This is a genomic window from Halorubrum sp. DM2 (assembly GCF_901686465.1).
Lineage (GTDB): Archaea > Halobacteriota > Halobacteria > Halobacteriales > Haloferacaceae > Halorubrum.
Genome location: NZ_LR594487.1, coordinates 2,053,631 through 2,076,305, shown reverse-complemented (window position 1 = coordinate 2,076,305; position 22,675 = coordinate 2,053,631). Strand labels below are relative to the sequence as shown.

Sequence of the window (22,675 nt, the reverse complement as noted above, 5' to 3'; positions counted from 1 at the left end):
CCTCCGGACTCACCGCTCTCCGAGATCACCCGCACCGCCGGTCCGACCGCGGGAGCACACCCGAAATAATTCGGTAATACTGTTATATTATCCGGCCATAATTTTCGGTTGGGGGCGCAGGCACACGACTCCCGTATTCGCGTGTCGAGCGTCGGCACGCCGGTCTCCGCGTTTTCGGTCGCGTTCTCTCACGTCTCACCCGACGACGAGCCGTCGGCTTCGACGCCCGTCTCCCAGCCGCGGTCGGTCCGATTCAGCCGCTCGCAGCCGTCTTCGGTGACGACGACGAGGTCCTCGATCCGGCAGCCGAACCGCCCGTCGAGGTAGATTCCCGGCTCGACGGAGCACACCATCCCCGGCTCCAGTCGCCGATCGTTGCCGGCGACGAGGTACGGCTCCTCGTGGACGTCCAACCCCACGCCGTGACCGGTCCGGTGGACGAACGCCTCCCCGTACCCCGCCGCCTCGATCACGTCGCGCGCGGCGCGGTCGACCGTAGACGCGGGGACACCGGGTTCGACGGCCGCGACCCCGGCCGCCTGCGCCTCGCGCACGACCTCGTGGACCTCCCGGTACTCCTCGGACGGCTCCCCGCCGAAGGCGAGCGTCCGCGTCTGGTCCGAGGGGTAGCCGTCGACGCGCGTCCCGAAGTCGAGGACGACCGGCTCGCCCGCCCGGATCTCTCGGTCGCCGTGGCCGTGGTGCGGCTTCGCGCCGTTCTCGCCCGCCGCGACGACCGTCTCGAAGCTGACGCCGCGGCCGCCCCGCTCGGCCAGCCGCTCCGCGATCCGGTCGGCGAGGGCGGCCTCCGTCACCCCGACCGCGTCCGCGCCCAGTTCGCGGAGGTCGACGACGACGGCGTCCGCGACCGCAGCCGCCTCGCGGAGCGCCGCCAGCTCGGCCTCGTCTTTCCTGACCCGGAGGTCCGCGAGGGCCTCGCTCGCCAGCCCCCACGTCGCGTCGGGGGCGGCCGCGCGGAGGTCCTGCGAGAACCGCGCCCACATCGTGTCGTCGACGAGGAGCCGGCCCCCGTCGAGCTCCCGGTCAGCGAGCAGGTCGCGGGTCGCCGCGACCGGGTCGTCGCCGTCGCTCCACGTCCGGATCTCTCCGACGCTCGTCGCCTCCCTAACCTGCGTCTCGTACAGCGCCGGCACGAGCAGCGCCGGGTCCGAATCTACGGCGCTCGCGGCCGGAATCACGAGGAAGAAGTGTCGCTCGCCCGGCTCCTCGGCGAACCCGGTGAGATATTCGAGGTTCCGACTCGGGAACGCTATCAGCCCCGCGGCGTCGGCCGCGTCGAGCCGCCGCGCGGTTCGCTCGCGTCGTCGCTCGTGCGGTCCGGTCGGCTCCCCCGCGTCCGCCCCGCTCGCGTGTGCGTCGTCGGTCACGCGACGGAGTTCGGTCTCGGTATATAAGTAGGGCGGCGTTGACGGGGCAGCAAGCGGCGCATAACTACGGGCGATCGGTCGCTATGCGGTAGCATGTCGACAGAGGACGCGGCGACGTTCGACTGCCCCGACTGCGACGTGACCGCCCCCTCGACGTCGGTCCCCTACGACTCGCTGGGCTACGTCGTCTGTCCGGTGTGCGGGTACGCCGGCACGCCGGAGGCGGCGGAGACGCCGGGAACGGACCGCTCGCCGAGCGCGGGCGACTGACCCGAGCGCGGGCGATCAACGGAACCGCGACCAACCGGCCCGACTGCGGAACCCCACCGCTTTAGCCGCGGGGCGCGTCCGGCCGGGTATGAGCTGGTCGCTGGAGCGCGACGACGGCACGGTCACCGAGTGGGAGCGATCGGACGGCTACGCGACGGTCAGGCTACGCGAGCGCGCGGCCGGCGGCTTCGTCGTCCGCCTCGACGTGATGGAGCAGGCGGCAGACGAGTCGACCTACGAGCGGGAGCGGTTCGACGACGGCGAGGCGGCCGCGGAGCGGGCGGCCGCGTGGCGCGACGCCCACGACCTCGACGAGTGAGCGGGCACGACCCCTCCGGCTCGCCGACCGCCGCCTACTCGATGTCGACGTCGTCGTCGAGGAACGCCTGACACTCGACTGTCCGGCCCTCTGGATCCTCGGCGAAACACTGGTAGATGTCGTACGTCTCGTTCTCTCGCGGCTCCTCCACGACCGCGTCGCCGAGTCGATCCCGGGCGGCGTCAACGCTCTCCCTGTCCGGGTAGACGAAGGTGAGGATGCCGCAGTCGTCGGCCGCCGCGCGCTCGCAGAACCCGAACAGGAAGCCGTCGAACTCGAGTATCGTACAGTCCGGCTGTTCGAGCCGCACGGTCGCGTCCAGTCGGTCGCGGTAGAACTCGACGACCGCGTCGCGTCGCTCCGTCGCGTGGAAGACGATTCCGGTCACGTCCGCCCGCTCTCACCCGGATCACTTCATCGCTCCGGGTGGGTCGGCGCGTCGAACCCCCCGCGGACGAGCGGCTTCGCGACGTGGCGGCGCGCGCTCGGCGGCACCTCGTACCACCCCGGTTCGAGGTCGCGGTCGATCGGCGTCTCGACCTTCCCCGACGCGCTTGTCCCGCAGTCGCGACAGCGGTACCCCTGACCACGTCCAGCCGAGGACATCGAGCGCCCGCAGTCGGGACAGGTCGGCACGGCTGGCGCGGTCCGAACGAGGTCGCGCACGGCGAACTTCTCCAGTTTCAGGGTGTGCTCCGGGCCGTCCGCGTCCGCCCGCACCTCGTGTTCGCCACAGAGGGTGACGCGGTCGCCGGGGCGCAGCGCCCGGACCCGGTCGCGGAACCGGCCGGTGGGCGCGAACGCGACGGCGCGGAGGCGGTCGGCGTCGGTCCCGTCGCCTTCTCCTCCTCGGTTGTTCCCGCTCCAGTCGCTCTCGGTCCGGTCGCTCGCGACCGCGACGTGGACGTGCCCCCCCTGTTTCGTCTCCGGCGCGCCCGCGACGACGCCCGCGACGCGGTAGCCCGCGCCGTCGCGCAGGTCGCCGATCCGCCCCGGCGCGAGGTGGGCGTCGGTCCCCTGATTCGTCAGGAACGTCGCGGCGCGGTCGACCGCTTCGCCGCCGATTCCGGCCGCGACCGCCCGGCACGCGTCGGCGTCGTCGCCCCGGATCCCGTGGAGGATCGGGCCGGGGGCGTTGGGGACGCAGACGGCAGCGCCCGCCTCCCGGTCGACGGTGTCCCAGACCACCGGATATCCCTCCTCGGCGGCGGCGAAGACGCTCTCGACGTCGACATCGCGGGGCGTCCCGCAGCGGTCGAGCTCGCGGTAGGAGATCCGCTCGACCGTCCAGTCGGCGAACGCGGCCGGCGCGCCCACCGCGGCCAGCGCGCCGATCCGCCCCCGACCGGCGACCGACTCGCCCCCGTCCGCGCCGCCCGCCGATCCGATCGCGGCGTGTCGGAACCCGTGTTCCTCGGCCAGATCGACCGCTTCCGCGACGCAGAGCCGCTCGCGGAGCGCGCGCCGGGCGAACGCGGCGACCGCGTCGGGGATCGGCGAGCCGGTCGGGTCGAACGGGTCGCCTTCGACGTCGCGGTCGGCGACGACCACGCCCGGCGAGGTCCGCGGGTCCGACGCGGCGGCGAACTCGGCGACCGTCTCGACGGCGACCTCGGCGGCCCGTCCCGCGCCGACGCCGGAGACGTGGAGCGCGACCGCGGCGTTCCCCCTAGTCTTGTGTTTCACGGCCGGATTCAGGCGGACGAGGAGACGTCGCCGGACCCGGCCGCCGGCGTCCGCGAGCCGTTCCGCGATCCGCGTCGCCACGTACGTCGTACACATCCCGCGCTCGCGGGAGTCGGTGTCGTCGACGGCGACGATCGGCATGTAACGACGTTCGCGACGGCGGGTCAAGTCCCTTTCGAGGGCGGGCGAGTCGCGTCCCGCCCCCGCCAGATCGCTCTCGGCGCTCGCGGAGTATTTAACCGTTTCCCGGCCCGAGCGGAGAAAATCGCAGGCGGGCGGTGGTTTCGTCGGGAGGCGGACGACACAACGCATATATACGCCGAGACGCTTATTTTAGCTATGTCCCGGACTGCGCTCATCGGAAACGTCACCGCGATGCTGGAGGACGCGGGGTTCCTCGTCAGCGACCGGTGTGCGGTCCGGCCCAAGAGCTTCGACGTGGCGGCCCGGCGCGACGAGGACCTCCTCCTTTTGAAGATACTCGGCAACGTCGACGCGCTCGACGCGGAGACCGGCGCGGAGATGCGCCGGCTCGGCGAGTACCTCAGGGGGACGCCGATGGTGATCGGCGTCCGTACCCGCGACGAGGAGCTGAAACCCGGCGTCGTCTACTTCAGACACGGCGTGCCGGTGATCAACCCCGACACCGCGTACGACCTGTTCGTCGAGGGGATGCCGCCGCTCATCTACGCCGCCCCCGGCGGACTGTACGTCAGCCTCGACGGCGACCTGCTGGCCGACGAGCGCGAGGAGCGCGGCTGGTCGCTCGGCCGTCTCGCGACCGAACTCGGCGTCTCCAGACGCACCGTCTCGAAGTACGAGGACGGGATGAACGCCTCCATCGAAGTGGCGATCCAGCTGGAGGAGCTGTTCGACCAGCCGTTCTCCAGCCCGGTCGACGTGCTGGAGGGCGCGGACGACGTCCGCGACGCGGAGCCGACGCCGTCCGCGCCCGCGGCCGACCCCGACGACGAACACGTCCTCCACGTGCTCACGAGCGCCGGGTTCACCGTCCACCCGACCGCGCGTGCGCCGTTCAAGGCGGTCTCCGAGGACGAGGACAGCCCGGCGACGCGCGTGCTCACCGGCCACTCGGCGTTCACCGCCGCGGCCGAGAAGCGCGCCCGGATCATGTCCTCCATCGGCGAGGTGGCCCAGACCCGCTCCGTGTACTTCACCGAGGAGGACGAGAAGCGCGAGTCGGTCGACGGCACCGCTCTCGTCTCCTGCGAGGAGCTCGCGGACGTCACCGATCCGGAGGAGATCCGCGAGCTGATCCGCGACCGCGCCCGCGCGCCGTCAGAAGCCTGATCGGCATCGCAGCCCGGTCCCCCGAGACAGTTTCTCTCCCCGTTTCTCTCGTCACCGACCGAGCAGCCGACTGAAGAATCCGCCGTCCTTCCCGTCGCCCTCGTCTCCCTTGTCCTCCTCGTCGCCGGCGTCCGGAGACGACTCCTCGGCCGTCTCGCCGTCCGCGCTCTCGCCGCTGGCGTCGTCGCCGTCTTCCGGCTCCTCCGACAGCACGGTGTTCATCGTCCCGGTATCGTCGTCGCGAAACGGAATGCTGCCGGCCAGTTCGTCGTCGATGTCGTCGTCCGACTCGGTCCGCTCGGTCGCCGTCACCCGCGCGGTCTCGTCCGCATCCGGGATCGCGTCGGGGTCGTCGCCGTCGTCGGTCTCGGCGTCGCTCTCGGCGGTGGCATCGATGTCGGTGTTGGCGTCGACCGCGGCGTCCTCCTCGCCGGCAGTCCCGCGGTCGTCGGTCACGCTCTCGGCGTCGGCCTCGTCGTCGTCCGCGATCTCGCTGTCGGCTCCGTCGTGATCGGTGTCCGCGATCTCAGCCTCGGCTGACTCGGAGTCGACCGTTTCGGCGTCGTCCGCGTCGGCCGTTTCGGCGTCGTCCACCTCTGTGTCCGCCTCATCGTCGTCGCCCACCGTCTCAGCGTCGGCTTCGTCCTCGCTTGCGACGATGATGTCGTCGCCGTCGCTGGTGTCCGCCACCCCGGTCGCGTCGGGGTCCGCGACGATGATGTCGTCGTCGTCCGCCGGTTGGTCATCGTCGGGGGCCGGCGTCTCGTCTTCCTCCGCTGAGGACTCCTCCGCGTCGTCACCGACCGCCGTCTCCGGCCCGTCGTCGACGATCACCGCGTCGTCGGTCACCGGGCCGTCGTCGTCCGCGTCGTCGTCCGTCGCGTCCGGTTCGGCCGCGCTCTCCTCGTCCGGGCTCTCGCCACCGCCCTCGCTGCTTCCTCCCTCGCCGCCGGCCCGCGCCTCGCTCGCCGCGTCGGCCGCGGGTTCGTCGAGTCCCGCTCCGGCGACGTCGACGCCGGTCAGCGCCCGGACCAGGTCGCGGTACGCCCGCGTCGCCGGCGCGTCGGGCGCAGCGGCCGACAGGGAACGGTTCGCCGCCGCGGCCCGGGCCACGGCCTCGTCGTCCGGGATCCGACCGAGGACGGGAGCGTCGAGTAAGGCGGTGACGACCTCGTCGGTGTCGTCGGTCACGCGGGTGATCGCAGCGCCGGCGACCGTCCCGCCGAGGCGCTCGGTCAGCTGTCGCGTCTTCTCGGTGTCGCCGAGGGCGCTCCGCTCCGGCGTCGAGACGAGCAGCGTCTCGTCGGCGATCGCGAGCGGGAGCGTGGAGTCGTGCGACAGCCCCGCGCCGGCGTCGACGAACACGAACTCGGCGTCGTCGAACGCCTCGATCACCCGGCGGAGTCCCGACGGGTCCGCGGCCGCGTACGCGTCGAGGTCGGTCGCGCCCGGAACGACCCGGAGCCCGGACGGTCCCTCGCGGACCGCCGCGGCGGGCTCCGCCTCGTCCGCGAGCACGTCGTGGATGGTGATCTCGCCGGGCGTGACCCCGACGGCGCTCGCGAGGTTCGCCATGCCGAGGTCGGCGTCGATCGCGATGACGTCGGCCCCCGACTCCGCCAGGATCGTCGCCAGCGCGGCGGTCGTGGTGGTCTTCCCGACCCCACCTTTCGCCGACGCGACCGCATACACCGTTGCCATACGGTGACGGTCCGGCGACTGGCACTTAAATGTAGGCGGCGACGCCCGGACTCGGCGGGCGCGTCCGACGAGTTCGGTCCGATATCCGCCCGGAATCGGCCCGGAATCCGCGCGAAACCCCGCGGGCTTTCGCAAACACCTTATACGTCGCTTGTAGAGTTTCAGGCGATTAGTAGCATGGCGAGACCAGAGGTGCTCAACTCAATCAAGGAGGCCGAACGGGAGGCGGACGAGATCATTGCGGACGCGGAATCGGACGCCGAAGAGCGCCTCGCCGAGGCTCGTGATCGCGCGGACGAGATCCGCGCCGAGGCCGAGGAGGAGGCGGACTCCGAGGCCGAAGAGCGGCTCGAAACGGCCCGAGAGGAGATCGAAGAGCGGCGCGAGGAGATCCTCGAGTCGGGGCGTTCGGACCGCGACGAGCTCGAACGCGAGGCCCGCGACCGGGTGGAATCGGCCGTCGACTACGCCGTCGAACGGTTCGAGGCGGCGGTTCACGAGCAGGCCGAGGAGGCGGTGGATGCTCAGGCCTGAGCGGATGAGCCGGGTGTCGGTGACGGGCTCGAAGCGCGTCATCGACGACGTCATCGAGGCGGCGTACTCGCACCACTCCCTGCACGTCACCGACTACGACGAGCGGTACGAGGGGTTCGAACCGGGAACTTCGCTCGACGGAGCCGAGACGCTGAACGAGCGGCTCGTGACGGTGCGGTCGCTCGAAAGCATCCTCGACGTCGACGAGGACGACGCCGAGGTCGCGCGTTCGCTTGACGACGAGGAACTCGTCACCGAGCTCGACCGCGTCCGCGAGCGGGTCAACGACCTCAACGACCAGCGCGACGAGCTCCAGAACGCGATCCGCGACCGGCAAGAGGAGATCGATCGGATGGAGCCGTTCGCCGAGCTGGGGATCGACTTAGCGTACCTGCGCGGCTACGACTCCGTCGAGGTCGTCGTCGGCGAGGCCAAGCCCGGTCCCGTCGAGGCGGCGCTCGAAGACGCCGAGGGGATAGACGCCTTCGACGTCTTCGTCGGCGGCGACGTGCTCGCCATCGTCGCGAAGCCGTCGGACCCCGACGCCGAGGGCGTCGTTCAGGACGCGCTGGTCGGCGTCGACATCGCGCTGCTCGACGTGCCGGACGCGGACGCCAGCCCGGACGAGTACGTCGCGGAGCTGGAGGCCGAACAGGCAGACCTCCGCGACGAACTCGACGCGGTCGAGACCGAGCTGGAATCGGTCAAAGCGGAGGCAGCCGGCTTCCTCCTGCGCGCCGAAGAGCAGCTCACCATCGAGGCCGAGAAGAAGGAAGCGCCGCTCTCCTTTGCGACGACGGAGAACGCCTTCGTCGCCGAGGGATGGGTTCCGACCGAGACCTACCCCGACTTCGAGGCGGCGGTCGCCGACGCGGTCGGCGACCACGCCGAGGTCGAGGAGCTGGAGCGCGCCTCGTTCACGCCCGACGGCGACCACCACACCGAGTCCGTCGACGACGACGCGGGTGGCGCGGCGTCGGCCGACGCGACCGCGGACGCCGAGACTGAAGAGGCGGTCGCCACCGACGGCGGCCACGCGGCGCACGGTACGGACGACCCGCCGGTCGTTCAGGACAACGGCGGCGCTGCGGGACCGTTCGAACTGCTCGTTCAGGCGTTCGGTCGCCCGAAGTACTCGGAGTTCGACCCGACGCTGCTGGTGTTCCTGACGTTCCCGGCGATGTTCGGGTTCATGATCGGCGACGTGGGATACGGCGTCCTCTACGCCGCCATCGGGGCCTTCATGTACACCAAGTTCGACGGCGCGTTCCGCGAACTCGGCTCCGTCGCGATGTGGGCCGGCGGCTTCACGATACTGTTCGGGATCTACTTCGGTATCGACGTGTTCGGGTACCACGCCTACCAGCTGCTGCCGGGTGACGTTCACTGGCCGGTCGAGGGGAAGGGCCTCTCGCCCGCCGACCTCAACTGGGCGCTGTCGTTCCTCGTCGCCAGCGTGCTGTTCGGGATCGTCCACCTGAACCTCGGGCACATCCTCTCGTTCGTGAGCCACTACCAGCAGCACGACCTGAAGCACGCGCTGTACGAGGCCGGGTCGTGGCTGCTGATCCTCAACGGCGCGTGGATCTGGATCTTCAGCCAGCAGCTCCCCGGACCGAAGCCGGACTTCCTCTACGAGGCGTTCGGCGTCCTGACGTTCGGGGTCGTGTCGTTCGAGACGTTCCCCGTCCCGGGCGTGGTCGGGTACGCGGCCATCGCGGCGATCCTGCTCGGCCTCGGCCTGCTCGCGGTCGGCGCGACACCGGAGCTCGCCGAAGCGCTCGCACCGGTCGTCAACGTCATCTCGTACGCCCGGATCATGGCCGTCCTGCTCGCGAAGGGCGGGATGGCGCTCGCGGTCAACCTGCTCGCGTTCGGTGCGTACATCGACGAGGGCGGCGAGGGGAGCTTCCACTTCATCTTCACGAACGAGCACCTCCACCACGTTCAGGAGACGGCGAGCGAGGAGCTGGTCTTCGCGGGGATCACCACCGCGTTCGACCCGGCCTCGATCGGCGCAGTCGGCGTCGTCGCGCTCCTCGGCGGGATCGTCGTGGCGGTCGTCGGTCACATCGTCGTGCTCCTGCTCGGCGTCACGTCTGCCGGCATTCAGGCGGTCCGCCTCGAGTACGTGGAGTTCTTCGGGAACTTCTACGAGGGCGGCGGCCGCGAGTACCTGCCGTTCGGACGCGACCGGAAGTACACCCGCGAGGACTGACGGCCGGAGCGATCTCCGGCCGCTGGTCGGTCTCGCCGCGGTCCGCCCGCACGAACCCGGCAACGTTGTCGGGTATCTGACCGCAGTAGCCGCCGCTTTCCCCACTGTTCTCCCGGATTCTGTTCGGTCGTTTTGGGAAGCTTTATGACTCCTGTAGAGGCAATTAGCAACCGTTCGGAGACGAGCAACAGCAACTACTACCAATGTTTGAAGCTACCAACGAACTCGGGAACCTCGTACTGTCGACCGGTGGAACGCTGACTGACCCCAACGCCGCGGCGGCCCTCGCCGTCGGGCTTGCGGCACTCGGGGCGGGTTACGCGGAGCGCGGCATCGGGTCGGCTGCCGTCGGCGCGATGGCCGAGGACGAAGATCTGTTCGTCAACGGGCTCATCCTGACGGTCCTCCCCGAGACGATCGTCATTCTGGCGCTCGTCGTCGTCTTCATCGTCGGTTAATCCTCCAGCGTTTTTCAACCAATGAGTTTGGAAACCGTCGTTGAGGACGTTCGAGACGAAGCCCGCGCGCGTGCGGAGGAGATCCGCGAGGCGGCCGAGGCCGAGGCCGACGAGATCGTCGCCGAGGCCGAGACCGACGCGGAGCGCATCCGCGAGGAGCGGCTCGCCGAGGTCGACGACCAGATCGACCAGGAGCGCGAACAGACGCTCTCCTCGGCGAAGCTCGAGGCCAAACAGGAGCGGCTCGGCGCTCGTCGCGACGTCTTAGAAGACGTTCATGACGACGTCGAGGCCGCCATCGAGGGGCTCGACGGCGACGACCGCCGCGAGCTCACCGAGGCCTTGCTCGACGCGAGCCTGGCGGAGTTCGACGGCGACGAGGATGTCGCCGTCTACACTCGCGCCGAGGACGTCGAGCTGCTCGAAGATCTCGTCGCCGACCGCAACGCCGAGGTCGACGGCGAGGTCGACTGCCTCGGCGGCGTCGTCGTCGAGAGCGACACCTCCCGCGTTCGCGTGAACAACACGTTCGACTCGGTCTTAGAGTCCGTCTGGGACGACGAGTTGAAGAACATCTCGGACCGGCTGTTCGACCAATGAGCGCCGCCGGCAGCCCGAACCCCGAGTACGTCGTCGCGCGGGTTCGTGCCCGCCGCGGCAGCCTCTTCGGGGACGATGAGTACCGCAAGCTCACTCGGATGGGTCCGGCCGAGATCGCCCGGTTCATGGAGGAGTCGAGCTACGGCGCGGAGATCAACGCCCTCGGAAGCCGCCACGGCGGCGTGGACCTGATCGAGTACGCGTTGAATCGGAACCTCGCCGAGCAGTTCGACGCCATCCTCGACTGGAGCGAGGGGTCGCTGTACGACCTGATCGCCCGGTACCTCCGGAAGTTCGACGCGTGGAACGTGAAGACGGTCATCCGCGGCGTCTACACCGACGCGGAGCAGTCGGCCGTCGAGGTCGACCTGATCCGCGCCGGCGAGTTCGACGACCGTCGGATCCGCCGGCTGCTTGAGGCGGACTCGATCGACGGCGTGATCGAGGTCCTCGAAGACACGATCTACGGGGAGCCGCTGCGGGAGGCGTACGCCGAGTTCGAGGAGACGGGCGTGCTGGTGCCCTTAGAGAACGCGGTCGACCGCGCGTTCTACGAGCGGCTCCTCTCCGGGCTTGGCGGCGACGAGCCGACCCGGCAGTACGAGGCGTTCCTCAAGGCGGAGGTCGACTTCCGGAACGCGACGAACGCGCTCCGGCTCGCCCGTTCGGGCGCGGATATCGACCCCGCGGCGTACTTCATCGAGGGCGGTGACCTGTTCACCCGCTCGTCGCTCGCGCGGCTGGCGCAGAACATCGACGAGCTGGTCGAGTACATCGGCGACAGCCAGTACGGCGACGAGCTCGGTCCCGCGCTCCGCGAGCTAGAGGAGGCCGACAGCCTCATCGCGTTCGAACACGCGATCGACGCCGCGCTGTTGGCGTACGGCGACCGGCTCGGCACGATCCACCCCGTGTCGGTCACCCCGATCATCTCGTACATCCTCGCGAAGGAGCGCGAGACGGAGAACATCCGGGCGATCGCCCGCGGGAAGGAGGCCGGGCTGTCGCCCGACGAGATCGAATCGGAGCTGGTGATAACATGAGCCAGGAGATAGCGGTCGTCGGCAGCCCGGAGTTCACGACCGGGTTCCGTCTCGCCGGCGTCCGGGCGTTCGAGAACGTGCCGGACGACGAGAAAGACGAGAAGCTCGACGACGCGGTCGAGCGGACGCTCGACGACGAGGGCGTCGGCATCATCGTGATGCACGACGACGACCTCGACCACCTCTCGCGGGGGACCCGCGAGGCGGTCGAGGGGAGCATCGAGCCGGTCCTCGTGACGCTCGGCGGCTCCGGAGCCGGCAGCGGCGGGCTGCGCGACCAGATCAAACGCGCCATCGGCATCGACCTGATGGAGGACGAAGACTAACATGAGCAAAGCAGACACAACCGACGCCGTCTCCGACGACGGCGTCATTCAGAGCGTGAGCGGTCCGGTCGTGACCGCCCGCGATCTCGACGCCCGCATGAACGACGTCGTCTACGTCGGCGACGAAGGGCTCATGGGGGAAGTGATCGAGATCGAGGGCGACCTCACGACCGTTCAGGTGTACGAGGAGACCTCCGGCGTCGGCCCCGGCGAACCCGTCGAGAACACGGGCGAGCCGCTGTCGGTCGACCTGGGTCCGGGCGTGCTGGACGCCATCTACGACGGCGTTCAGCGCCCCTTGGACGTGCTGGAGGGCAAGATGGGCAGTCCGTACCTCGACCGCGGGGTTGACGCCCCCGGTATCGACCTCGAGAAGGAGTGGGAGTTCGAGCCCACCGTCGAGGTCGGCGACGAGGTCGGCCGCGGCGACGTGGTCGGCATCGTCGAGGAGACGGTCACCATCGACCACAAGGTGATGGTGCCGCCGGACGCGCTCGACGAGGGCGAGACCACCGAGGTCACCGCCGTCGAGTCGGGCTCGTTCGACGTCACCGAGACGGTGGCCGAGCTCGCCAACGGGACGGACGTCTCGATGCACCAGGAGTGGCCCGTCCGCGAGGCGCGCCCCTCCGCGAACAAGAAGACGCCCCGGACGCCGCTGGTGTCCGGTCAGCGCATCCTCGACGGCCTGTTCCCCATCGCGAAGGGCGGGACGGCCGCGATTCCGGGGCCGTTCGGCTCCGGGAAGACGGTCACCCAGCACCAGCTCGCCAAGTACGCCGACGCGGACATCATCGTCTACGTCGGCTGCGGCGAGCGCGGCAACGAGATGACCGAGGTCATCGAGGACTTCCCCGAGCTGGAGGACCCGGCCAACGGCAACCCGCTGATGGCCCGCACCTCGCTCATCGCGAACACCTCGAACATGCCCGTCGCGGCGCGTGAGTCCTGTATCTACACGGGGATCACGATCGCCGAGTACTACCGCGACATGGGGTACGACGTGGCGCTGATGGCCGACTCCACCTCGCGGTGGGCGGAGGCGATGCGCGAGATCTCCTCCCGGCTGGAGGAGATGCCCGGCGAGGAGGGGTACCCCGCGTACCTCGCCGCCCGTCTGGCGCAGTTCTACGAGCGGGCCGGCTACTTCGAGAACGTCAACGGGACGGAGGGGTCCGTCTCGGCTATCGGCGCGGTGTCACCGCCCGGCGGCGACTTCTCGGAGCCGGTCACGCAGAACACGCTGCGTATCGTGAAGACGTTCTGGGCGCTCGACGCGGACTTAGCGGAGCGCCGCCACTTCCCGTCGATCAACTGGAACGAATCGTACTCGCTGTACAAAGACCAGCTGGACCCGTGGTTCGAAGACAAGGTCGCCGACGACTGGGCGGAGCGACGCCAGTGGGCGGTCGACGTGCTCGACGAGGAGACGGAGCTACAGGAGATCGTTCAGCTCGTCGGGAAGGACGCTCTCCCCGACGACCAGCAGCTCACCCTCGAGGTCGCGCGCTACCTGCGCGAGGCGTACCTCCAGCAGAACGCGTTCCACCCGGTCGACACCTTCTGTCCGCCGGAGAAGACGTACCTCATGCTGACGACGATCCAGGCGTTCAACGACGAGGCGTTCGACGCGCTCGACGCCGGCGTCCCGGTCGAGGAGATCGTCGACACCGAGGCCGCCCCCCGAATTAACCGGATTGGCGTCCAAGAGGACTACGAGGAGTACATCGAGGAGCTCAAGGCGGACATCGCCGAGGAACTCCGGAGCCTCTACTAATATGAAAGAGTACCAAACCATCACCGAGATCAGCGGTCCCCTCGTGTACGCCGAGGTCGACGAGGCGATCGGTTACGACGAGATCGTCGAGATCGAGACGGCACAGGGCGAGACGCTGCGCGGGCAGGTGCTCGAATCCTCGGAGGACGTGGTCGCGATCCAGGTCTTCGAGGGGACGAGCGGTATCGACAGAGACGCGTCCGTCCGCTTCTTGGGCGAGACGATGAAGATGCCCGTCACCGAGGATCTGCTCGGTCGGGTGCTCGACGGCTCCGGCCGGCCGATCGACGACGGCCCGGAGATCGTTCCGGAGGAGCGACAGGACATCGTCGGCGCGGCGATCAACCCCTACTCCCGGGAGTACCCCGAGGAGTTCATCGAGACGGGCGTCTCCGCCATCGACGGGATGAACACGCTCGTCCGCGGGCAGAAGCTCCCGATCTTCTCCAGTTCCGGCCAGCCGCACAGCGAACTGGCGATGCAGATCGCGCGGCAGGCCAGCGTGCCCGAAGAGGAGGAGGGCGACGACGAGGACGGCTCCGAGTTCGCCGTCATCTTCGGCGCGATGGGGATCACCCAAGAGGAGGCCAACGAGTTCATGCAGGACTTCGAGCGCACCGGCGCGCTCGAACGCTCCGTCGTCTTCATGAACCTCGCGGACGACCCCGCCGTCGAGCGGACGGTCACGCCGCGGATGGTGCTCACCACGGCCGAGTACCTCGCCTTCGAGAAGGACTACCACGTCCTCGTCATCCTGACGGACATGACCAACTACTGCGAGGCGCTCCGCGAGATCGGCGCGGCCCGCGAGGAGGTTCCGGGCCGTCGTGGCTACCCCGGATACATGTACACCGACCTGGCGCAGCTGTACGAGCGCGCGGGCCGGATCAAGGGCCGCGACGGGTCGGTCACGCAGATCCCGATCCTCACGATGCCGGGCGACGACGACACCCACCCGATCCCGGACCTGACCGGGTACATCACGGAGGGGCAGATCTACGTCGACCCCGACCTCAACAGTCAGGGCCTCCAGCCGCCGATCAACGTCCTCCCCAGCCTGTCGCGGCTGATGGACGACGGGATCGGCGAGGGGCTCACCCGCGAGGACCACGCCGACGTGAAAGACCAGATGTTCGCGGCGTACGCGGAGGGCGAGGACCTCCGCGACCTCGTGAACATCGTCGGTCGCGAGGCGCTCTCGGAACTCGATAACAAGTACCTCGACTTCGCGGACGCGTTCGAGTCGGAGTTCATCGATCAGGGCTTCGAGACCACCCGCGACATCGACGAGACGCTCTCCATCGGCTGGGACCTGCTCTCGATGCTTCCGAAGGACGCCCTCAACCGGATCGACGAGGAGTTCATCGAGGAGTACTACCGCGAGGACGACGCCGAGCGCGAGGCCGTCGAAGCGGCCGACTGACCCGGCTTCTCTCCACTCTTTCGCACCGACTCCGACTAGTGATTACGCCGATCGGTCCTCGTCGGCCGCGTCGTCGCCGTCGGCGAGATCGATCACGTTCTCGCGGCCGATCCGCAGCTTCTCTACCCCGCCCGCGTCCGCCATCCGCGAGAGCACGCGCGAGGTCTTCGACTTCGACCAGCCGAGTTCCTCGACTACGTCAGATTGCTTCATCCGGCCGTCGCGCTCGCGGAGGGCACGCCTGACTCGGTCCTCGTCGGTGAGGAGTTCGGGATCGACCGCGTCGGACTCGTCGTCGGCCCCGGATTCGCTCGCGGTCTCGGTGGCGGTAGCGGTTCTGCTGTCATCGGCGGCGGCGACGTCGCGATCCGTGACCACGGGACTTCCCCCGAGATCGGTCTGCTCGCCGTCGAGTCCGAATCGACCGGTCCGCACGGCGTAGGCGACGAGCGCGACCGCCCCGAAGACGAGAGCGAGGGCGGCGAGGACGGTTTCGCTTCCGACCCCGCCCGAGTCCGAACCCCCGCCCGCGCCGTCGCTGCCTCCCGCCGCCGGCACGGCACGGACGCTCGGTTGCCCGTCGTCGAAGTCCTCGCGGCCGCGCCACTCGACGACCCCCTCTCCGACGTCGTCCGGCTCCGGGGTGACCGACTCGACCGCGTACCCGTCCGGGATCGAGACGGCCAGCGAGTCGTCGTCGCCGATGAAGAACCCCCCGGCGAAGACGTCGCCGGCGACCACCGCGTCGCCGTCGACCGCGGCGAAGCTGGTCCACGTGAACCGGAAGCGGACGACGCCCCACCGCCGCGGGACCTCCTGTATCGCGGTGTCGGCCTCGAAGCCGGTCGCGTACATCTCGCGGTCCGACGAGTCGTTCGCGGCCGCGACGACGCCGGACATCCGCTCGGAGAAGGGGCCGAGGTAGCGGCTCGTGTTCGACCGGAACCGCTCTTGGAACCGCTCGTACTCCGCCACGTCGGAGTCGTTTTCGAGCCGAGTCCGGAGGGTGATCTCCCACGTCGCCGAGCCATTGGCAGCCAGATCGATCCGTGTGATCGTGTTGTCCGGGGCGGGCTGGTCGTCGGTCTGGGGGACCGCGACGGACTGCGCGCCCGCGGGGACGGCGACTCCGAGGGCCGCCACACAGCAGACGGCGAGGAGGAGGGCGGCGATCGAGCGGGCCGTCCGGCCGCGTCGTCTCATTACCGTACGGTTTCCCGCCGCTCGGGTTAAACCCACAGATCGTCTCGCGGGAGCGTCGAGAAACCCGCTGAAACTCGGTGAAACGGTCCGTTCCGCGGACGCAAAACGTGGAAACTCGACGGAACGAAACGCCACGGTCGTCCCGGTATATGAGGGTAGGGTCCCTCGTTGCGACCGTCATGCGAGGCACACGAATTCTGACCGTTCTCGTAGCACTGGGGCTCGTCGTGGGCACCGTGCCCGGCGGCGCGCTGGCGAGCGCGGCGACCGGCGGGGACGCGACGGCAATCGAATCGGACGGAGCGGCGTCGACCGACATCGACGCGTCGACCGTCCCGGCACAGACCGACGGAAACACGACGAACGGGACCGCGAGCGGTTCCGACGACGAAAACGCGACCGACGGGGACTCGCGAGCGACGGTCGGACAGCAGCTCGCGACGATCATCGCCGTCACCGACGACGAGGTGTCGGGCGACGTGGCGGCGTCGTCGCTCGACGCGGCGCTCGAAGACGCGAACGAGTCCGAGCGCGCGACGGTCCTCGCCGAGCGGTCGGCGGCGCTCCGCGAGCGCGCAGACGAGATCGTCGCCGACCAGCGCGAGGCCCGCGTCGCCTACGAGGACGGCGAGATCGACCGCGGCGAGTTCGCACAGCGGCTCGCGGTCCTCGCCGGACAGGCGCGGACGGTCGACCGCGGCTTCGAACGCGTCGCGGGCGGCACGGACGACGTCTCCGAGATCGAGCTCCGGGCCGCCGGCTACGATCGGAGCGCGAACGCGGACGCCAGAGAGCGGCTCGCCCGCGTGACCGGAACCGGCGCGAGCGCACTACTCGCGCAGTATACCGGGGAGAGCGCGGGCGAGTTCTCGCTGGAGGTCGACGGCGGCGTCTCCATCGAGGTCGAGAGCGACGACGGGGAGCGCTCCCGCGAGATAGAACGCGACCAGCCCGGTAACGGTACCTTCGAGGTGAACCAGAGCGAGGCGCTCACCGCCGCCACCGCGGAGCTGTCGACCGACGCGGACGGTGAGTGGACGCTTCGGTCCACCGACCGCGACGAGGACGACGGCTACTACGAGTTCGAGTTCGCCTTCTTCGGTCCGGAGACGACCGGCGAGGCCGAGGTGAGCGTCGACGGCCAGACCGGTACGGTCTTCGAGTTCGAAGAGGAGACCGAACCGCGCGAGCGGGACGACGATGACGATGACGACGCCGATGAGGAGACTCCCCTCTCGATCTCGATCGTCGAGGGCACGGCCGAGCCGAACGCGACGGTGACGCTCCGCGTGACCGCCGCCGGCGAGCCCGTCGAGGGCGCGACGGTCGAACTGGACGATCGGGACGTCGGAACGACCGACGCGGACGGGCGGATCGACGTGACGCTGCCCGACGACGACGAAGTCGACATCGAGGTCGTGGACGGCGAGCGCGAGGGCGAACTGGAACTCACGCTCGGCGCGGACGACGACCGCGACGAAGACGACTTCGCCGAGCGGTTCTCCGTCGGCGGCTCCGTCGAGAACGGCACCGTCGACGTCTCGGTGACCTACGACGGCGAAGGGGTCGAAGGCGTCTCCGCCTCCGTCGACGGCGACCGAGTCGGAACGACCGATGCGGACGGGACGCTCTCGTTCGACGCGCCCGACGACGACGAGTTCGACGTGACGCTGGTGAAGGGCGCGTTTGAGGCCGAGATCGAGTTCTCGGTCGGTTCGGACGGGACGCTCGCGACCGGAGATGTTGATGTCGACGAGCGCGACGACGACGCGGACGATGTAGAGGGCGACGGGCGCGACGACGACGCGGACGATACGGACCTCTCGGTCGCCGTCGTCTCCGGCGACCCCGCTCCCGGTGTGACGGTGACGGTCGAAGTGACCGATACCGACGGTGAGCCGGTCGAGGGCGCGACCGTCGAGGTCGGAGGTGAGGTCGCCGGAACGACCGACGCGGACGGCCGGATCGACGTGACGCTGCCCGACGAAGATGAAGTCGAGATCGAGGTCGAGGACGGCGAGCGCGACGGCGAACTCGAGTTCGAGTTCAGCGCTGACGACGACGGGCCGGAAGACGAGAGCGATGACGAGAGTGACGACGAGGCGGAAGACGATGGAGAGGCCGAAGACGATGACGACGAGGGGGACGACGAGTGACTCCTTCCCGCGGTCGGACCGCCGTCGTCACCGCCGCTGTCGCGGCACTCGCGGTGATCGCCGTGTTCCTCGTTCCGGGCGTCGCGGCGCTCGACGGCCCGGGGACGGGGCCGGCGGTCGAGGAGGGGTCGTCGTTCGTCGTCGCGCTCGACGCGGACGGCGACGCGACGGTTACGGTCGTGCTGACGTACGACCTCGCTGACGACGCCGACGAGGCGGCGTTCGAGGCGCTGCGCGAACGCCCCGAGAACGTCACAGACCGGTTCGAGAACCGTATGACGCGGATCGCCGAGCGAACCGCGGCCGAGACGGGACGAGAGATGGGCGTCTCCGACGCGAGACTCGAAGCGGAGTCGACGGACGGGACCGGCGTCGTCCGGGTCTCGGCGACGTGGACGAACCTCGCCGCGGTCGACGGCGACCGACTGGTCGTGAGCGAGCCGTTCGCGAGCGCGTTCCGCCCCGATCGCCCGTTCGTGCTCGTCGCGCCCGACGGGTACGCGCTGACCGACGCGACGGTCGAAGCGGACGCGACGACCTCAACGGCGGAGGGCAGCGCCGCGACCGCCGAGTGGAGGCCCGGCGCGGACCTGTCCGGGTTCTCAGCCACACTCGCGCCCACGGAGGCCGGAGGCGTCACCGACGGCTCGCTGCCGACCCCGCTGGTGCCAACGCTGGCGCTCCTCGTCGCCGGGCTCCTCGGATACGCCGGCTGGCGACGGACGTAGGCGGAGGGAGCCGCACGAACTGCGACGAGCGGCACCGGACCGAACCGGAGTGGACCGGACGACCGATCGGCACGACGGATCGCCACGGGTCCCGACGGGTCGCGTCCCCGCCGTCAGCCCCACCGGACCTGGAACGGGGGTCGCCGTCCCGACCTCGGTCGTCGGGAGCGATCGCTCGCCGCTGTCAGAGGCACGCGACCCGTCCCGTTCTCCGTTTTTCGTCTCGGCCCCAGTCGACGGCTCCGTCGCCGTGCGGACGCCGGTCCGCCCCGCGACACGCCGCGTCTGAAAAGAATTAACCGCCTCTGGGCGGAACCTACCCACAAGATGGCCAAGGACGTCAAACCGACGCGCAAGAACCTGATGGCGATCGAGGACCGCATCGAGCTCTCCGAACGCGGTCACGACACGCTCGAACAGAAGCGCGACGGACTCATCATGGAGTTCATGGACATCCTCGACCAGGCGCAGGACGTCCGGTCGGAGGTCTCCGAGAACTACGAGACGGCCCAGCGCAAGATCGACATGGCCCGGGCGATGGAGGGCGACGTCGCCGTCCGCGGCGCGGCCGCGGCGCTGAAAGAACACCCGGAGATCACGACCCAGTCGAAGAACATCATGGGCGTCGTGGTCCCGCAGATCGAGTCCTCGAAGGTCCAGAAGAGCCTCGACGAGCGGGGGTACGGCCTGCTCGGCTCCTCGGCGCGGATCGACGAGGCGGCCGACGCCTACGAGCAGCTGCTCGAATCGATCATCCTCGCCGCCGAGGTCGAGACGGCGATGAAGAAGATGCTCACGGAGATCGAGACCACGAAGCGCCGCGTGAACGCCTTGGAGTTCACGCTGCTCCCGACTCTGTACGAGAACCAGGAGTACATCGAGCAGAAGCTCGAAGAGCAGGAGCGCGAGGAGATCTTCCGCATGAAGAAGATCAAGGACAAAAAGGAGGAAGAGGAGGCCGCCGAAGCGGCCGAGGCGGCCGCGGAGGCGGCGGCCGCGGAGACCGAAGACCCCGAACCCGCCGACTGACGACGCCCGCGCGTCGGCCGTTCTCTCTCTGCGATATCCGCTCTCGTCGGGTTCGTTCCCGCTCCGGAGTCCGTTCGTGGCGTTTCCCGCCCGCCGCAGACAACCGTTTTTATCTTCGAGCGGTGCCTATCGTCGGTCGTGTCCTGTCCTCACTGCGACGCCGCCGTCGTCGCGTTCGCGGTGCCGTCCGCGCTCCGCGAACACGCGCCGGCGGACGCGGCCGCGATCTGTACCCGGTGTCTCCGCGTCGTCCCCGCGAACGAGGCGGGCGTCGACGGCGACCCGACCGCCGACCCGGATCTTTCCGCGGTCGACCCCGCGTTTCCGTCCGGCGAGGCGGGGATCGCCCTGGCGCTCTGTTGTGGCAAACTGGAGTCGTTCGCGCTGAACCGCGAATCGATCGAGGCGCTAATCACTCACGCCGAACGGGCGGGTGCCGACGTCTTCGCGTTCCTCGGTCGCCTCGACGCGGCCGACGCCGCGTTCGACCTCGACCGCCGCCGGGCGGCGCTGATCGACGCGCTCTGAGCTCACAGGTCGACGCCGTCCGGGTCGTTCCACTCGTCGTCCGCGTCGTCGCCCTCGTCGGCTTCGGTTCCGGCGGGACCGAGGCGCTTCTCGCCCTGCCGCGACTCGTGGACCGCGAAGCCGCCGGTTCGCTCCTCGCTTCCCTCAGCGTACGGGTCGCTCTCGGGGTCGTACCCCTGCTCGTCGCGCTCGAAGACGTACGCGAGGAAGCCGAACAGCGGGACGACGAAGGCGATGACCGCCCACTTGCGCGGGTCCATGCCGTGCTTCGGCGCGTCGACGTACGCGTAGGCTGCGAAGCCGACGAGCCATGCGAGCGGGACGCCGACGAGGATGACGGCGACGAGCGGTTCCATACCGTCGCTTCGAGCGTGTGCTAATAAGGCTGCGGGCGGTTCGCCGCGTCGGAGCTACTCACAGGAACGGCCGCCAGTAGTACGGGCTGACGAACCCCTCGACGAGCCCGGCGACGCCGAGGAGTATCCCGAGCCCGACGGTCACCCAGAAGGCGGTCTCCAAGGCGTCGGCGAACCGCTCGCGGCTCGCGCGGCCGCGGAACGTCCGCCACGAGACGACGCCGAGGTGGACCCCGAGCGCCCCCGAGACGACGAGCGCGGGGATCTCGAAGATCCCGTGGGGGACCACGAACGCGACGAGCGCCGCGAGGTTCTCCTCCAAGGCGGCGGTGGCCCCGAGCGCGACTCCGTTGAACGCGAGCGACGACAGCGCCGGGACGGCGAGCCCGACCCCGGAGAAGGCGGTCGCGATCGCGACCCCCCAGTTGTTCCCGAAGTACGTCAGCGCCGCTACGGGCGGGATCTGTCCGGCGATCCGTCCCTCGATCGAGGTCGGGACCGTCTCGGCGAACGGCGCGGCGGCGAACCACCCGACCGCGCCGAACCCGACCGCCACCGCGAGCGCGAGGGCGTGGTGGCCCGGCGTCGCCCGGACGAAGGCGGTCAGCTCCCGCCAGCCGCGCCGGAGTCCTCCGGACAGTTGCGTCCTGACGCCCGCCTCGGGCGGCGAAACGGGATCGACCGTCCCGCGGTAGTCGCCGTAGAGCACGGTCTTCAGCAGGTCGAGCGCGGGCGCGACGACGACCGCGCTGGCGAGCGCGACGACGGGACCGCCGCCGAGGAACGCGACCCCCGAAGCGACGGACGCGACGCCGACCAGCGTTCCGACCGCGACGACGAGGTACGCGGCGGCGTCGACCGGGTTCGACCGCACGAAGCCGCCCGCGCCCTCTACGCCCCCGACCACACCAGCGTCGTCGACGACGACGGCGACGGGTGCGAACGCGAAGAGGATCCGGACGAGCGCGAGGGCGACGAAGCCGACGAGCAGGGCGGCGACCGCGACGGCGGCACCGAGGAACGGGTTCGCGAGGAACGCCACGCCGACCGCGATCGACCCGAGCGCGATCACCCCGGCCCACAGGAGCAGTTCGGCGACGTACAGCCCGAGGAACGTGAGCCAGCGGGACCGAGCGCCCGCGATCCCTCCGACGAGGCCCCGCTCGTCGCGGAGGGCGGCGATCACGGCTGAGAGCTGGCCGGCCGAGACGACGGCGTACGAGAGGATCGCGAGGACGACTGTGACGAGCACGCCGGCGGCGAAGATGGCCCCGACGGTCGGCGTCACCAGCGGCTCGAACGCGGGGGCCAACCCCTCGGCCCACGCCTGAATCGCCTCCGGGTCCTGCGTCTCCGGCGGCGGTTCGACCCCGGCGAGCGCATCGCGGGCCGCCGCGAGCCGCCCGGTCACCTCAAGGTACGCGTAGATACCCGCGAGCGCGGCGAACGTTCCGAGGCGGGCGATCACGGGTACGGCGGTGCCGAGGAGGTAAAAGGGGAGGAGGTCGGCGGGGCGTCGACGGAGGGTCGCCGTCATGGCCGTGACCGCGGCGGAGAGGTCCATGGCGTCCGGTTCGTTCGTCCGACACTTAAAAACGAGCGTGTCGACAAACGGGGGCGC

22 protein-coding genes are annotated in these 22,675 nt (G+C 69.8%); 15 read left to right on the top strand and 7 right to left on the bottom strand.

The genetic code is table 11. The features are described from left to right. Positions 1 to 188: 188 nt before the first annotated feature. Positions 189 to 1,388, bottom strand: coding sequence for an aminopeptidase P family protein (locus tag QOL69_RS10505; RefSeq protein WP_283403107.1), 1,200 nt, complete (start codon positions 1,386 to 1,388; stop codon positions 189 to 191). A gap of 93 nt (positions 1,389 to 1,481) precedes the next feature. Between QOL69_RS10505 and QOL69_RS10500 the strand changes: the two genes are divergently transcribed. Next, positions 1,482 to 1,658, top strand: a complete 177-nt coding sequence (locus tag QOL69_RS10500; RefSeq protein ID WP_283403106.1) for a hypothetical protein — start codon at positions 1,482 to 1,484, stop codon at positions 1,656 to 1,658. Positions 1,659 to 1,746: 88 nt separating this feature from the next. Next, positions 1,747 to 1,977: a DUF7543 family protein gene (locus tag QOL69_RS10495; protein WP_283403105.1), complete on the top strand. Its 231-nt coding sequence runs from the start codon at positions 1,747 to 1,749 to the stop codon at positions 1,975 to 1,977. A 34-nt stretch (positions 1,978 to 2,011) separates the two neighbouring features. On the opposite strand, the gene QOL69_RS10490 is transcribed toward QOL69_RS10495, so the two are convergent. Together QOL69_RS10490 and QOL69_RS10485 are read right to left on the bottom strand one after the other, a co-directional pair. Continuing rightward, positions 2,012 to 2,365 carry a VOC family protein gene (locus QOL69_RS10490; protein WP_048077982.1) on the bottom strand — a complete coding sequence of 118 codons (354 nt, stop codon included), beginning with the start codon at positions 2,363 to 2,365 and terminating at the stop codon, positions 2,012 to 2,014. Between the two features lie 26 nt (positions 2,366 to 2,391). Continuing rightward, on the bottom strand, positions 2,392 to 3,804 hold the full coding sequence (locus QOL69_RS10485) for a TiaS agmantine-binding domain-containing protein (RefSeq protein WP_283403104.1): 1,413 nt from the start codon (positions 3,802 to 3,804) through the stop codon (positions 2,392 to 2,394). A gap of 198 nt (positions 3,805 to 4,002) precedes the next feature. On the opposite strand from QOL69_RS10485, the gene QOL69_RS10480 reads away from it, so the two are divergent. Beyond that, positions 4,003 to 4,974, top strand: coding sequence for a transcriptional regulator (locus tag QOL69_RS10480; protein ID WP_048077985.1), 972 nt, complete (start codon positions 4,003 to 4,005; stop codon positions 4,972 to 4,974). A 51-nt stretch (positions 4,975 to 5,025) separates the two neighbouring features. Here the strand turns inward: QOL69_RS10480 and QOL69_RS10475 are convergent, their stop codons facing one another. Then, on the bottom strand, positions 5,026 to 6,675 hold the full coding sequence (locus tag QOL69_RS10475) for a nucleotide-binding protein (protein ID WP_283403103.1): 1,650 nt from the start codon (positions 6,673 to 6,675) through the stop codon (positions 5,026 to 5,028). A gap of 177 nt (positions 6,676 to 6,852) precedes the next feature. Here QOL69_RS10475 and ahaH point away from each other — a divergent pair, with 177 nt between their 5' ends. From ahaH to QOL69_RS10435, 8 genes are all read left to right on the top strand, one after another. Continuing rightward, positions 6,853 to 7,209, top strand: coding sequence for an ATP synthase archaeal subunit H (gene ahaH, locus QOL69_RS10470; protein WP_048077987.1), 357 nt, complete (start codon positions 6,853 to 6,855; stop codon positions 7,207 to 7,209). Between the two features lie 4 nt (positions 7,210 to 7,213). Then, positions 7,214 to 9,427 (top strand): V-type ATP synthase subunit I, encoded by a 2,214-nt coding sequence (locus QOL69_RS10465; RefSeq protein WP_283404234.1) that lies wholly within the window; start codon positions 7,214 to 7,216, stop codon positions 9,425 to 9,427. A 203-nt stretch (positions 9,428 to 9,630) separates the two neighbouring features. Next, positions 9,631 to 9,885, top strand: a complete 255-nt coding sequence (locus QOL69_RS10460; RefSeq protein WP_048077988.1) for a V/A-type ATP synthase subunit — start codon at positions 9,631 to 9,633, stop codon at positions 9,883 to 9,885. A 21-nt stretch (positions 9,886 to 9,906) separates the two neighbouring features. Further along, positions 9,907 to 10,485: a V-type ATP synthase subunit E gene (locus QOL69_RS10455; protein ID WP_048077989.1), complete on the top strand. Its 579-nt coding sequence runs from the start codon at positions 9,907 to 9,909 to the stop codon at positions 10,483 to 10,485. Continuing rightward, positions 10,482 to 11,528, top strand: a complete 1,047-nt coding sequence (locus QOL69_RS10450) for a V-type ATP synthase subunit C (RefSeq protein WP_283403102.1) — start codon at positions 10,482 to 10,484, stop codon at positions 11,526 to 11,528. The genes QOL69_RS10455 and QOL69_RS10450 overlap by 4 nt, the downstream gene beginning before the upstream one ends. Continuing rightward, positions 11,525 to 11,854: a V-type ATP synthase subunit F gene (locus QOL69_RS10445; protein ID WP_048077991.1), complete on the top strand. Its 330-nt coding sequence runs from the start codon at positions 11,525 to 11,527 to the stop codon at positions 11,852 to 11,854. Before QOL69_RS10450 ends, QOL69_RS10445 begins: the two co-directional genes overlap by 4 nt. Position 11,855: 1 nt before the next feature. Beyond that, on the top strand, positions 11,856 to 13,631 hold the full coding sequence (locus QOL69_RS10440; RefSeq protein WP_283403101.1) for an ATP synthase subunit A: 1,776 nt from the start codon (positions 11,856 to 11,858) through the stop codon (positions 13,629 to 13,631). A gap of 1 nt (position 13,632) precedes the next feature. Continuing rightward, positions 13,633 to 15,054, top strand: a complete 1,422-nt coding sequence (locus tag QOL69_RS10435; protein WP_283403100.1) for a V-type ATP synthase subunit B — start codon at positions 13,633 to 13,635, stop codon at positions 15,052 to 15,054. A 42-nt stretch (positions 15,055 to 15,096) separates the two neighbouring features. On the opposite strand, the gene QOL69_RS10430 is transcribed toward QOL69_RS10435, so the two are convergent. After that, entirely contained in the window at positions 15,097 to 16,257 is a 1,161-nt protein-coding gene (locus tag QOL69_RS10430) for a helix-turn-helix transcriptional regulator (RefSeq protein WP_283403099.1), read from the bottom strand. A 179-nt stretch (positions 16,258 to 16,436) separates the two neighbouring features. Here QOL69_RS10430 and QOL69_RS10425 point away from each other — a divergent pair, with 179 nt between their 5' ends. The 4 genes from QOL69_RS10425 to QOL69_RS10410 all read left to right on the top strand — a co-directional run bounded on the left by QOL69_RS10425 (position 16,437) and on the right by QOL69_RS10410 (position 20,698). Beyond that, positions 16,437 to 18,413, top strand: a complete 1,977-nt coding sequence (locus tag QOL69_RS10425) for a DUF7096 domain-containing protein (RefSeq protein WP_283403098.1) — start codon at positions 16,437 to 16,439, stop codon at positions 18,411 to 18,413. Continuing rightward, entirely contained in the window at positions 18,410 to 19,141 is a 732-nt protein-coding gene (locus tag QOL69_RS10420; RefSeq protein ID WP_283403097.1) for a DUF7345 domain-containing protein, read from the top strand. Before QOL69_RS10425 ends, QOL69_RS10420 begins: the two co-directional genes overlap by 4 nt. A 327-nt stretch (positions 19,142 to 19,468) precedes the next feature. Then, the gene (locus tag QOL69_RS10415; protein ID WP_048078000.1) at positions 19,469 to 20,170 is read left to right on the top strand and encodes a V-type ATP synthase subunit D; all 702 of its coding nucleotides are present in this window, start codon (positions 19,469 to 19,471) and stop codon (positions 20,168 to 20,170) included. Between the two features lie 138 nt (positions 20,171 to 20,308). Beyond that, the gene (locus QOL69_RS10410) at positions 20,309 to 20,698 is read left to right on the top strand and encodes a DUF6276 family protein (protein WP_283403096.1); all 390 of its coding nucleotides are present in this window, start codon (positions 20,309 to 20,311) and stop codon (positions 20,696 to 20,698) included. Positions 20,699 to 20,700: 2 nt separating this feature from the next. On the opposite strand, the gene QOL69_RS10405 is transcribed toward QOL69_RS10410, so the two are convergent. Further along, positions 20,701 to 21,054 (bottom strand): PLD nuclease N-terminal domain-containing protein, encoded by a 354-nt coding sequence (locus QOL69_RS10405; RefSeq protein WP_048077996.1) that lies wholly within the window; start codon positions 21,052 to 21,054, stop codon positions 20,701 to 20,703. A 58-nt stretch (positions 21,055 to 21,112) separates the two neighbouring features. After that, positions 21,113 to 22,618, bottom strand: coding sequence for a stage II sporulation protein M (locus QOL69_RS10400; protein WP_283403095.1), 1,506 nt, complete (start codon positions 22,616 to 22,618; stop codon positions 21,113 to 21,115). Between the last annotated feature and the right edge of the window lie 57 nt (positions 22,619 to 22,675).

Excerpts from the sequence above, each read along its gene's own strand:
- QOL69_RS10415 (WP_048078000.1), top strand. The coding sequence starts at position 19,469 with ATGGCCAAGGACGTCAAACCGACGCGCAAGAACCTGATGGCGATCGAG.
- ahaH (WP_048077987.1), top strand. The coding sequence starts at position 6,853 with ATGGCGAGACCAGAGGTGCTCAACTCAATCAAGGAGGCCGAACGGGAG.
- QOL69_RS10450 (WP_283403102.1), top strand. The coding sequence starts at position 10,482 with ATGAGCGCCGCCGGCAGCCCGAACCCCGAGTACGTCGTCGCGCGGGTT.
- QOL69_RS10425 (WP_283403098.1), top strand. The coding sequence starts at position 16,437 with ATGCGAGGCACACGAATTCTGACCGTTCTCGTAGCACTGGGGCTCGTC.
- QOL69_RS10455 (WP_048077989.1), top strand. The coding sequence starts at position 9,907 with ATGAGTTTGGAAACCGTCGTTGAGGACGTTCGAGACGAAGCCCGCGCG.
- QOL69_RS10445 (WP_048077991.1), top strand. The coding sequence starts at position 11,525 with ATGAGCCAGGAGATAGCGGTCGTCGGCAGCCCGGAGTTCACGACCGGG.
- QOL69_RS10500 (WP_283403106.1), top strand. The coding sequence starts at position 1,482 with ATGTCGACAGAGGACGCGGCGACGTTCGACTGCCCCGACTGCGACGTG.
- QOL69_RS10475 (WP_283403103.1), bottom strand. The coding sequence starts at position 6,675 with ATGGCAACGGTGTATGCGGTCGCGTCGGCGAAAGGTGGGGTCGGGAAG.
- QOL69_RS10480 (WP_048077985.1), top strand. The coding sequence starts at position 4,003 with ATGTCCCGGACTGCGCTCATCGGAAACGTCACCGCGATGCTGGAGGAC.
- QOL69_RS10485 (WP_283403104.1), bottom strand. The coding sequence starts at position 3,804 with ATGCCGATCGTCGCCGTCGACGACACCGACTCCCGCGAGCGCGGGATG.
- QOL69_RS10430 (WP_283403099.1), bottom strand. The coding sequence starts at position 16,257 with ATGAGACGACGCGGCCGGACGGCCCGCTCGATCGCCGCCCTCCTCCTC.
- QOL69_RS10465 (WP_283404234.1), top strand. The coding sequence starts at position 7,214 with ATGAGCCGGGTGTCGGTGACGGGCTCGAAGCGCGTCATCGACGACGTC.
- QOL69_RS10400 (WP_283403095.1), bottom strand. The coding sequence starts at position 22,618 with ATGGACCTCTCCGCCGCGGTCACGGCCATGACGGCGACCCTCCGTCGA.
- QOL69_RS10460 (WP_048077988.1), top strand. The coding sequence starts at position 9,631 with ATGTTTGAAGCTACCAACGAACTCGGGAACCTCGTACTGTCGACCGGT.
- QOL69_RS10495 (WP_283403105.1), top strand. The coding sequence starts at position 1,747 with ATGAGCTGGTCGCTGGAGCGCGACGACGGCACGGTCACCGAGTGGGAG.
- QOL69_RS10440 (WP_283403101.1), top strand. The coding sequence starts at position 11,856 with ATGAGCAAAGCAGACACAACCGACGCCGTCTCCGACGACGGCGTCATT.
- QOL69_RS10405 (WP_048077996.1), bottom strand. The coding sequence starts at position 21,054 with ATGGAACCGCTCGTCGCCGTCATCCTCGTCGGCGTCCCGCTCGCATGG.
- QOL69_RS10435 (WP_283403100.1), top strand. The coding sequence starts at position 13,633 with ATGAAAGAGTACCAAACCATCACCGAGATCAGCGGTCCCCTCGTGTAC.